This is a genomic window from Marinobacter sp. 1_MG-2023 (assembly GCF_030549045.1).
Lineage (GTDB): Bacteria > Pseudomonadota > Gammaproteobacteria > Pseudomonadales > Oleiphilaceae > Marinobacter.
On record NZ_JAUOST010000001.1, the window covers coordinates 379441 to 392061 of the forward strand.

2 protein-coding genes are annotated in these 12621 nt (G+C 56.7%); one reads left to right on the forward strand and one right to left on the reverse strand.

Going from position 1 to position 12621, the window contains the following annotated elements:
- Positions 1–48: 48 nt before the first annotated feature.
- Positions 49–10434 (reverse strand): type I secretion C-terminal target domain-containing protein, encoded by a 10386-nt coding sequence (locus Q4606_RS01755; protein WP_303606481.1) that lies wholly within the window; start codon positions 10432–10434, stop codon positions 49–51.
- 298 nt (positions 10435–10732) lie between these two features.
- Here Q4606_RS01755 and Q4606_RS01760 point away from each other — a divergent pair, with 298 nt between their 5' ends.
- Entirely contained in the window at positions 10733–12607 is a 1875-nt protein-coding gene (locus Q4606_RS01760) for a TolC family outer membrane protein (RefSeq protein ID WP_303606482.1), read from the forward strand.
- Positions 12608–12621 lie beyond the last annotated feature (14 nt).

The following is a 12621-nucleotide window of genomic DNA, read 5'->3' on the forward strand; positions in this document are numbered from 1 at the left end:
GCACCGGGGCCAGGCTTTGGCCCGCCCCGGTGACTATTTCGCATTTAATTACTCAATCTTGATGTGCCCACTATTCAGCATTGTGTCGATGAACTGCTCAGAGCTTTGGCCGTCCATGGAAATGCCGCTCAAGGTGATGGACTGTTGGGCATTGTCACCGTTATCGCTGAGTGCACCGTCTTTATTGAGATAAAGAACCGTATCCCCGTTTTCCTCCTTCGCCATCATGAAGTCTGTGATGGTTTCAGCTGATGCATCTTGAAGAAGATCGCTGAGCTCGAGTTGATCGCCCTGGCCAGTCCCTGTGTAGCCATCTTGCGCATCAATCGTAAAATCTGTCACAACGTCATTGGCCATGCTGCTGTCATTTTCGTCGCCAAGCTCCCAACGGAACACATCCGCACCTACGCCGCCGGTCAGCATGTCGTTGCCTGAGCCTCCGATCAGCATGTCGTTGCCTGAGCCTCCGATCAGCATGTCGTTGCCGGCACCGCCTAGCAGGTAATCGTTTCCTGCACCGCCATCAAGAACATCATCGCCGTCGTAGCCGCGGATCAGCTCGTTTGCTGCACTGCCCTGCAAGTTATCTGTCTGCTCGGTTCCTGAGATGGTCGTGCTGGTCTGTGCAACCGTGACCGTCATGGACTCGGTCACTGACTGTTGATCACCCGTTGAGGTCTCCGTTGCAGTCGCCGTGACGCCAAGTGTAATGTCGCCGCTGAAGCCGTTTTCTGTCAGTAACTGCAGGTTGTCCAGCTCATTAGCGCTCAAGCTCCAGGTTCCATCCGCATTTTGAGTACCTGCAGTCAGCGCGGCACCTGTTGGTAAGCCGCCTATCAGGATGCTCAAGTTTTCTGACCCGTCCTGATCTGCCAGTGCAGCATTGATATCGAGTGGAACTATGGCGCCAAAGGTGCCACTGAGTCCGGGGACCGTCAGAGATGGAGCGTCAAGTTGCAGTGAGGAATCTTTTTGTGAGTCCCCGCCATTCAGCACCAGCCACTGGAACTGGTAAGCACCCGATTCAGCGGCCGTGTAGGCAAAGGATCCGGTCGAAGACTGGGTGGGGAATTTGTTCTCCGATGAGTCCACAAGCAGAGTTTCTTTTGCTCCACCTGGTGCCGTTACGACTAGAGCAACGACATCGTTGAAACCACTCTCTACCTCGCTCTTATTGTCCTCGCCGTTTACGAAGGAATAAACCCAGGTAATTTCCATACCCGTATTCAGAGTTTGGGTTGTTTCTGTGATCTTTCCATCTGCGATGGTAATGGTACCTGGATCGTCTGCACCTTCTCCCGTCGGATTGAACCGCCCGCTCAGGTACCCAGTCTCCACTCCCAGTTCGCTTTCCAGTGCAGCCAGACTTAAGCCGTCGCCTGAATCATATGCGGCTGGATCAACCGCCACATCCTCGGCTCCCGTTGATATGACAGTAGCTCCGGCCTGCAGATTGGTGCTGTCGGAAACCGACAACACAGGGGAATCGGCGGCGGGAAGCACATTTACGGTAACAGTCGCTGTGTCTGTGGCTCCCTGGCCGTCGTTGACCGTGTACTCGAACGTCGCTTCACCAGTGAAGAAGTCGTCAGGGGTGAATACGATATTGCCGTTGGCATCAAGTGAGGCGTTGCCGTTCACTGGGTTCTGAACACTTTGAATGGTCAGCGAATCGCCATTGGCATCGATATCGTTTTCTAGCAGCGTTGATGACTCGATAGTGAGTGGCTGGTTCTCGTTAACAATCAGCCCTGAATCAATGCCGTTATGTGACACATGCTGTGAGCCGAAAGTCTCGTACGTTCCACCTTGTGGTCGAATCTCAACCTCAAGCACGGCTTGCCCACCTTGATCCCAGTAAACGATTTCGACGGTATGGGGGCCTTCGCCTGTCAGTTCGAATGTCCCGCCCGTTTGGGTTGACGGGGATTGATTCCTGTCGGCTTCAATGACGACATCGCCATTCACAAGGATACGGTAGCCATCGTCTGCACGGACCTTGAACTGGTAGATTCCTGCAGCAAGATCCAGCTCGCCGCTCATTCGGATGATCGCGTCAGAGCTATTGACGGGGTCGCTGGACAATGAGCTCGCATCGTCTCCCAGGAAATCCTGGAGCTTGCCTTCACTGCCAAGATTTCCACCCGATTGGCCTATGTCATAGTTGACGGAGGTGCCTATAAAGGTTGCATCGGCACTCGTTGCGGCAATAAACGCATCGATTTGTGTAAGGTTACTGAGGTTGTTGCCGTCCGTCCCGACCTCGTAGGCAAAATATTCGCCAAAGAGCCCCTGGATCGCATTTGTATTGTAGGAGTCATCGCCAGCTTCTGGTGCGACATTGGTCTCCAAGGTTCCGGTGGTCGAATTGGAAAGGTTTTGTCCGTTGCGATCGGTTCCAGAGGCCACAACAGTGATTGCGCCATCCGCCAGACCAGAGGTATCAATATCTGTAACCGAGTAGGAGCCGTTTGCATCTACCGCTGTAGTTACGCTGGTGGAAACGCCACCGGCATCCGTAATCGTGAGGGTAATACTGCTGCCCGCGGCGACGTCCGTGGTTGCTCCCGAAAGGCTTATGGTTTGAGCATTGTTATCGACGGAATCCACTACCACGGACAGACTACCTGCCAATGCATCCAGTGTGCCGCTAGCTGTGTCGGAAACCGCGTTGCCGTTGCGATCGTCCGCAGTGGCAGTGAAGGTTAGCGTACCGTCGACCAGCGTTGAAATATCCGCGCCGGTCACGGTGTAAGAACCGTCAGCGGCTACAGCGGCGGTCGTTGTGACTTGAGTACCATCCACATCCGCAATGGTGATCGCGACAAGTTCACCTGGCGCCACGTCGGCGGTGGTGCCTGACAGGTCGAGAGTCTGTGCGGCGTTATCGACGGCATCAATGGCAACCGTCAGGTCGCCTTGAGTTGCATCGAGCGTGCCGGTTGCGGTGTCGGAAACCGGCTTGCCGTTGCGATCGGTCGCGCTGGCCGAGACGGTTAGTGGGCCATCCACCAGGCTTGAAATATCTGCACCGGTCACTGTGTAGGAGCCGTCAGCGGCAATGGTGGCGGTGGTGCTGACTTGGGTGCCATCAACGTCGGTGATGGTGATGTTGACCAAGTCATCAGTCGCAACATCACTGGTGGTGCCCGAGAGATTAATGGTCTGCGTACCATTACCGACGGCACCAATGGCAACCGTCAGATCACCGGCAAGAGCGTCCAGCGCACCGCTTGCGGTATCAGAAACGGCATTGTCGTTGCGATCGTCCGCAGTGGCAGTGACGTTTAGCGTTCCGTCGGCCAGCGTTGAAATATCCGCGCCGGTCACGGTGTAAGAACCGTCAGCGGCTACAGCGGCGGTCGTTGTGACTTGAGTACCATCCACATCCGTAATGGTGATCGCGACAAGTTCACCTGGCGCCACGTCGGTGGTGGTGCCTGACAGGTCGAGAGTCTGTGCGGCGTTGTCGACGGCATTTAGGGCAATCGTCAGGTCGCCTTGAGTTGCATCGAGCGTGCCGGTTGCGGTGTCGGAAACCGGGCTGCCATTGCGGTCCGTAGCGGAGGCCTCAATGGTTAAGTTCCCGTCCACTAAACCAGAAATGTCCGTGCCCGCGACAGTGTAGGAGCCATCAGCGGCAATGGTGGCGGTGGTGGTAACTTGGGTGCCGTCCATATCGGTAATGGTGATGTTAACCAGTTCATTGGGAGCCACATCGGTGGTTGTACCACCGATATCAATGGTGCCTGCGGTGTCATTAACGGACGCAGAGTTAATGTCGAGGCCACCGGTGGTGGCATTCAAAGTTCCATTCGCAGTATCGGAAACTGCACTGCCGTTACGGTCCGTGGCTGATGCTTCGACCGTCAGCGCACCGTCAACCAGACCCGTGATATCGGTGCCGGTCACGGTGTAAGAGCCATCAGCGGCGACGATGGCCGTGGTGGTCACCTGCGTGCCGTCTACATCGGTAATGGTGATGCTGACCAGATTGTTGGGCGCTACGTCGGTGGTGGTGCCGGCGACATCGATCGTGCCCGCGGTGTCATCGACGGTGGTGGTAGTGAGGTTTAGACCGCCTTGTGTTGCATCCAGCGCACCGCTTGCGGTATCAGAAACGGCGTTGTCGTTGCGATCCGTGGCAGACGCCGCGATGGTCAGAGCACCGTCGACCAGGCCGGAAATGTCGGTGCCGGTGACCGAGTAAGATCCGTCGGCGCCGACGGTGGCGGTGGCACCGGCTTGGTTGCCATCGCTGTCGGTGATGGTAAGACTCACCACTGCTCCCGGGGCTACATCGGTAGTGGTACCCGCCAGGTCGATGGTTTGTGCATCGTCATTAACGGTAGCGGCGGTGATATCCAGGCCGCCAGTTATGGCGTCCAGAGTATCGGTTGCACTATCGGAAACCGGCTTGCCGTTGCGATCGTCCGCAGTGGCAGTGACGGTTAGCGTACCGTCGACCAGCGTTGAAATATCCGCGCCGGTCACGGTGTAAGAGCCATCAGCGGCGACGATGGCGGTGGTGGTAACTTGGGTGCCATCAGCGTCGGTGATGGTGATGCTGACCAGGTCATTGGGCGCCACGTCGGCGGTGGTGCCTGACAGGTCGAGAGTCTGTGCGGCGTTATCGACGGCATCAATGGCAACCGTCAGAGCACCGGCAAGAGCGTCCAGCGCACCGGTTGCGGTATCGGAAACCGGGTTATCATTACGATCCATGGCGGACGCTTCGATGGTCAGAGCGCCGTCGACCAGCGTTGAAATATCCGCGCCGGTCACGGTGTAAGAGCCATCAGCGGCGACGGTGGCGGTGGTAGTGACTTGGGTGCCATCAGCGTCGGTGATCGTGATGGCCACCGATGCATTCTCGGCCACATCAGTGGTGGTGCCGGCAATATCGATCGTGCCCGCGGTGTCATCGACGGTGGTGGTTGTAATGTTCAGGCCACCGTCGATGGCATCCAGAGCGCCGGTAAAGGTATCGGAGACGGGATTGCCGTTGCGATCCGTTGCGGAGGCCTCGACGATCAGCGCGCCATCCACCAGACCGGAAATATCCACGCCCGCCAACGTGTAATCGCCGTTGGCGTCCACGGTGGTGGTGACGGTAATCGGTGTGCCTGCGGAATCGGTGATGGTCAGAGTCACCGTTGTACTCTCGGCCACGTCGGTGGTGGTGCCGGACAGGTCGAGAGTCTGCGTACCATTATCGACGGCATCAATAGCAACCGTCAGATCACCGGCAAGAGCGTCCAGCGCACCGCTTGCGGTATCAGAAACCGGATTACCGTTACGATCCGTGGCTGAGGCTTCTACGGTCAAAATTCCATCCACCAGACCAGAAATGTCCGTATCCGTCACGGTGTAAGAACCGTCAGCGGCGACGACGGCGGTGGTGCTGACTTGGGTGCCGTCCACATCGGTGATGGTGATGCTGACCAGCTCATTGGGCGCCACGTCGGTGGTGGTGCCCGACAGGTCGAGAGTCTGTGCGCCGTTATCGACGGCATCAATGGCAACCGTCAGATCACCGGCAAGAGCATCCAGCGCACCGGTTGCGGTATCGGAAAGCGGATTACCGTTACGATCCGTGGCGGAGGCATCGACAGTTAATGCCCCATCCACCAGGCTTGAAATATCTGCACCGGTCACGGTGTAGGAGCCATCAGCGGCGACGATGGCGGTGGTGGTGACTTGGGTACCGTCCACATCGGTAATGGTGATGTTAACCAGTTCATTGGGAGCCACATCGGTGGTTGTACCACCGATATCAATGGTGCCTGCGGAGTCATTAACGGACGTAGAGTTAATGTCGAGGCCACCGGTGGTGGCATCCAGAGTGCCGTTCGCAGTATCGGAAACGGCACTGCCGTTGCGGTCCGTGGCTGATGCTTCGACCGTCAGCGCGCCGTCAACCAGACCCGAGATATCGGTACCGGTCACGGTGTAGGAGCCGTCAGCGGCGACGATGGCGGTGGTGCTGACTTGGGTGCCGTCGCTGTCGGTGATGGTGACGTTCACTTCCGTTCCCGGCGCCACATCGGTAGTGGTGCCCGACAAGTCGAGAGTCTGTGCGCCGTTATCGACGGCATCAATGGCAACCGTCAGATCACCGGCAAGAGCATCCAGCGCACCGGTTGCGGTATCGGAAAGCGGATTACCGTTACGATCCGTAGCGGAGGCCTCAATGGTCAAGTTCCCGTCCACTAAACCAGAAATGTCCGTGCCCACGACAGTGTAAGAGCCATCAGCGGCAATGGTGGCGGTGGTGGTAACTTGGGTGCCATCAGCATCGGTGATGGTGATGCCGACCAGTTCATTGGGCGCCACGTCGGTGGTGGTGCCTGACAGGTCGAGAGTCTGTGCGCCGTTATCGACGGCATCAAGGGCAAGCGACAGGTCGCCTTGAGTTGCATCGAGCGTGCCGGTTGTGGTGTCGGAAACGGCATTGCCGTTGCGGTCGGCCGTGCCGGCCGAGACGGTTAGTGGGCCATCCACCAGACCAGAAATGTCCGTACCAGTCACGGTGTAAGAACCGTCAGCGGCTACAGCGGCGGTCGTGGTGACTTGGGTGCCGTCCACATCGGTGATGGTGATGCTGACCAGCTCATTGGGCGCCACATCGGTGGTGTTCCCGGACAGGTTGAGGGTCTGAGTACCATTGTCGATAGCATCAATTGCCACTGCGAGGTCGCCAGCGAGTGCATCCAGTGTACTGGTAGCAGTGTCAGACACCGGATCGCCGTTGCGATCGGTGGCAGATGCCTCAATAGTCAACGCGCCATCGACCAGCGTTGAAATATCCACGCCCGCCAACGTGTAATCGCCGTTGGCGTCCACGGTGGTGGTGACGGTAATCGGGGTGCCCACGGAATCGGTGATAGTCAGAGCCACCGTTGCATTCTCGGCCACGTCGTTAGTGTTGCCTGACAGGTCGAGAGTCTGTGCGCCGTTATCGACGGCATCAATGGCAACTGCTAGGTCGCCTTGAGTTGCATCGAGAGTGCCGGCGGCGGTGTCCGAAACGGCATTGCCGTTGCGATCCGCGGCAGACGCCTCAATGGCCAAGTTCCCGTCCACTAAACCAGAAATGTCCGTGCCCGCGACAGTGTAAGAGCCATCAGCGGCAACGGCGGCGGTCGTGGTGACTTGGGTGCCGTCCACATCGGTAATGGTGATGTTAACCAGTTCATTGGGAGCCACATCGGTGGTTGTACCACCGATATCAATGGTGCCTGCGGAGTTATTAACGGACGCAGAGTTAATGTCGAGGCCACCGGTGGTGGCATTCAAAGTTCCATTCGCAGTATCGGAAACTGCACTGCCGTTACGGTCCGTGGCTGATGCTTCGACCGTCAGCGCGCCGTCAACCAGACCCGTGATATCGGTGCCGGTCACGGTGTAAGAGCCATCAGCGGCGACGATGGCTGTGGTGGTGACTTGGGTGCCATCAACGTCGGTGATGGTGATGGTCACCGGTGCATTCTCGGCGACGTCGGTGGTGTTGCCCGACAAGTCGAGAGTCTGTGCGCCGTTATCGACGGCATCAATGGCAACTGTCAGGTCGCCTTGAGTTGCATCAAGCGTGCCGGTTTCGGTGCCATATACCGGATCGCCATTACGGTCGGTGGCGGTAGCATCAATCGTCAGAGCGCCATCAACCAAACCCGAGATGTCGGTGCCGGTTACGGAGTAAGAACCATCAGCACCAACGGTAGCGGTGGTGCTGGCTTGACTGCCATTGCTGTCGGTAATGGTAATCGCGACAGAGCCGCCCGGTGCCACATCAGTGGTGGTGCCCGACAGGTTAATGGTCTGCGCGTCGTTATCGATAGCGTTGACGGCGACGGTCAATGCACCGTCGGTGGCATCCAATGCACCGTTTGCGGAATCGGAAACGGGATCGCCATTACGGTCGGTGGCAGAGGCATCAATCGTCAGAGCACCATCAACCAAACCCGAGATGTCGATGCCAGTCACAGTATAAGATCCGTCAGTGGCGATGGTGGCTGTGGTGGTGACCTGGTTGTTATCCGCATCGATGATGGTGAGGTTCACCAACGCCCCGGGCGCCACATCGGTAGTGGTACCCGATATGTCGATCGTGGAAGTGCCGTTATCGATAGCGTCGACGGCGACGGTCAATGTACCGTCAGTGGCATCCAGTGTACCGTTTGCGGAGTCGGAAACAGGATCGCCATTACGGTCGGTGGCGGCAGCATCGATGGTCAGCGCGCCGTCATTTAACCCTGATACATCTACGCCGTTCAGAGAATAAGATCCGTCAGCGGCGACGGTCGCGGTGGTACCGACTTGGGTGCCGTCGCTGTCGGTGATGGTGACGTTCACTTCCGTTCCCGGCGCCACATCGGTAGTGGTGCCCGACAGGTTAATGGTCTGCGCGCCGTTATCGACGGCATCAATGGCAACCGTCAGGTCGCCTTGAGTCGCATCGAACGTGCCGGTTGCAGTGTCGGAAACCGGGCTGCCATTGCGGTCCATAGCGGAGGCCTCAATGGTCAAAGTCCCATCCACCAAGCCAGAAATGTCCGTGTCCGAGACAGTATAGGAGCCGTCAGTCGCAACAGTGGCGGTGGTGGTAACTTGGGTTCCATTTACATCTGTAATGGTGAGGGCAACCGATGCATTCTCGGCCACGTCAGCGGTTGTGCCAGCGATATCAATGGTGCCCGCATTGTCGTCGACGGACGTAGAGGTAATGTCGAGGCTGCCGGTAAGCGCATTCAGACTGCCGTTCGCAGTATCGGAAACCGGGTTACCGTTACGATCCGTGGCGGAAGCATCAACAGTTAATGCCCCATCCACCAGGCTCGAAATATCTGCACCGGTCACGGTGTGGGAGCCATCAGCGGCGACGATGGCTGTGGTGGTGACTTGGTTGCCGTCCACATCGGTAATGGTGATGCTGACCAGGTCATCAGGCGCAACATCACTGGTGGTACCCGAGAGATTAATGGTCTGCGTGCCGTTATCGACGGCCTCAATGGCAACCGTCAGGTCGCCTTGAGTCGCATCGAGCGTGCCGGTTTCAGTATCGGAAACGGCACTGCTGTTACGATCTGTGGCGGAGGCATCGACAATTAATGCCCCATCCACCAGGCTCGAAATATCAGCACCGGTCACAGTGTAAGAACCGTCAGCGGCAACGATGGCGGTGGTGGTAACTTGGGTGCCGTCCACATCGGTAATGGTGATGTTAACCAGGTCATCAGGCGCAACATCACTGGTGGTACCCGAGAGATTAATGGTCTGCGTGCCGTTATCAACGGCTTCAATGGCAACTGTCAGGTCGCCTTGAGTCGCATCGAACGTGCCGGTTGCAGTATCGGAAACGGCACTGCCGTTGCGATCCGTGGCAGACGCCTCGATGGTTAGAGCACCGTCGACCAGATTGGAAATATCCGTGCCCGAAACAGTGTAAGAGCCGTCAGCCGCAACAGTGGCGGTGGTGTTGACTTGGGTGCCGTCGATATCGGTGATGGTCAGATAAATGGTTTCGCCCGGTGCAACGTCGGTGGTCATGCCATTCAGGCTGATGGTCTGCGTCGCGTAGTCGATTTCGCCGATATTCAATTCCAAAACGCCCGCAGTCAGGTCCAGAGAGCCCTGACCGGCGTCAGAGACCGTCGCACCGTCTGGTCCTGTCGCTGTGACTTCAATCGTTAATGGTCCGTCTACCAGCCCCGTCAGAGGTGACAAAACCCCCGTGAACGAACCGTCAGGCCCGGTTAGAATTTCCTGGCTGACAGTGTTGCCATCCTGGTCTGTAAGCGTGATTTGAACAGGACTGGACGGTACCAGATTGCTGCTTGAGCCACTTACAACATAAGCTGGGGAAGCGGTAGTTCCACCGCTGACAGAACCGATTGAAATGTCGCCGGGCTGGATGGGTGTGTTAACAGTCGATGTATCGAGTCCGCTGTCTGTACTTGCTCCATTGCCTTCATCAGAAAACTGACGGCTGAAGTCATAAGGCGAAAGCTCACTACCAAAGCTTGCCGGGTCAATACTCTCGACGATGCGCGCAAGGCGAACAGAGCTGCTGCCTCCGGAGCTGCCACCTTCCAAACCCGCTGCAGGGGCTTCCGCATCCTCAAGGGAGCCGCCGAGGGCTTGCTCAATGGAAGCCAGGGCCTGGGCAATGCTATCTTCCTCAATGCCTGTGTCTGCGCGCGCAGGAGTAAAGTTACCCGCCATTTCGGCTGTTGCCAGAATGCTTGTACCACCCTCGACAATCGCAGAGTTGCCATAACCGAAGTCCAGAAGGATTCTCGCATCGTCTTCTGTGACCAGTCGTTCGCCTGCCATTAAAGCTCCGCCTTCCTCAAGTAGGCGGCGACTTCCGTCTGGCGCTTCGGCCCAGGCTTTTCCGGAAACATTCAGAACGATGGCAATGGTTGTGCTCATGGCAGGTCTCTTTTGAAAATTCAGCTAACGAAAAAATCGTTGTATTTATCAACAATAGTTAAGGTAAGGTCGTATCGGTTTCCTGCCTACTGGACTCAGGTACAGGTTGAGGTGATTTCTCGTACTGAATTGTAAATGGTTGTGAAATCGGCGGATTTGCGCGTGTCGCGGGGTAAAATAAAAGCCGGCCCGAACTGAACTTCAGTCGAGTAAGTTACGTATTGAGAAGGTCTGCTTGAGAGCAGAGTTACATTGGTTGCTTTCGGGTGCTTCGCTCGGGGGTCTGGAGGTTGGAATATTGTCAATTGTTAAGCAGGTCTTTAAATCCGGTGTTGCCGTTTGTTTTGGCGCGATTTTTCTTGTGCCAGCACTTGCCGCCCAAGGGCAGAGTAATGCTGGTGTGATCAACGCCGTGCGAGCGGCTATAGAGACAAACCCGGAAGTGCGTGCCAGTTGGCATCAGTTTCTTGTTGCCGGGCATGATACGGACAGTGCCTTTGGCGGATATCTGCCTTCTCTGGATGCTCAGGCTCGATATGGGCTCGAGCACCGGAACTATGGCCCGGTAGATGAGTACGATGGCTACGATGGCCAGTTGACTCTGACGCAAATGCTTTACGACGGGTTTGAGGTGAAGAGTTCTGTTCAGAGGTTGGAAGAACAGCAGTTGGTTAGTTATTTCCAGCTTCTGGCCCAAATAGAGAAAACGTCCCTGGAAGCACTGGGCGCATATCTTGATGTCTCGCGGCAGCGTGAGCTGCTTGATCTCGCTCGGGAGAATCTCGAAACCCATCAGGAAGTCTACGATCAGGTAAGTTCCAGTGCCCGAGCTGGTGTAGCTCGCGCAGCTGATCTCGAGCAGATCAGCGGTCGACTTTCGTTGGCGGAATCCAATCTGGTCGTCGTTGCAAGCAACCTTCATGACGTTCGAGCCAGGTACCTCAGGATTGTTGGTGAGGCCCCCCCGGTGGAAACCGGAGAAGTTGCGCTTGATGCCGACGTTTTGCCTTCGACCGTGAACGAGGCACTGATGATTGCCTATGAAGGCAACCCCGAATTCCGGGCTTCTCACCGTGACATCAAGGCGGCAGAGGCCAGCGTCCGGGAGAACCGGTCGGGCTATCAGCCCAGGCTTGATCTGGTCGCGAGTTATGGTCATAGCTCCTACGATGATCTTGGCTTTGATCAGTCTGAAACCGAAGGTCGGATTGGGATTGAGCTGAATGTAAATCTTTACCGTGGCGGCTCGGATCGTGCCCGTGTCAGAAGCGCCTACGATCAGGTAAATGTTGCCAAAGATTTGCGGGACAAGGCCTGCGTGGATATCCGTCAAGAAATACAGATCGCCTTCAATGACGTGCGCAATCTCGAAACCCAGGCCCCCATTTTGAACAACCATCGACTGTCTTCCGCCCGGGTACGCACTGCCTATAAAGACCAGTTCGATATCGGCGAGCGAACATTGCTGGATCTGCTTGACGCAGAAAATGAGTATTTTGATGCCAGTCGGGCCTACACTAATGCGATCTATGATCGCAAACTGGCAGTAGCCACAGTTCAGGCGGGTATGGGTCACCTGGTGTCTTCACTGGGCCTGATTCGTGATGGGCTGCCAACGCTGGATGAGCTCGGGGCGGAGCCTTTGCAGATTACGGAAGGAGTTTGTCCGGCTGTGGAGATCGATGAGTCTCTTGAGCTGTTGCTGGATTTTGACGGTGATGGCGTCAGAAACTACAAAGACCAGTGCCCGGGCACCCCTCCGGGAACTCCGGTGGATGCTGAAGGCTGCGCAACGGCAGCGAAACCCGTAGTTGTTGCAAACGCCGTTGTTGAGTTTGCCAATGATTCGGCCAGGATCGAGGCGTCCAGTGACGAATATATCGAGGAAGTTGGCAAGCTACTGGCGCAAAATCTGGAAGCGACAGTGGTCGTGATTGGGCATGCCTCGAAAACAGGCGCGCCTGCATACAATCAGGCGCTATCCATTCGCCGGGCTGAGGCGGTTGCTCAGAGACTGGTGGATGGGTACAGCATAGATCCTGCGCGGATTAAAACGGAGGGGCTTGGTTTTTACCAGCCAAGGTTCAGTATGAACACTTCAACGGCTGTAAATGCGAACCGTCGGGCCGATATAAGGGTAAGTGCGCCTGGCCCGGTTGCTGAAGCGAACTAATTCCGGAGTGTATA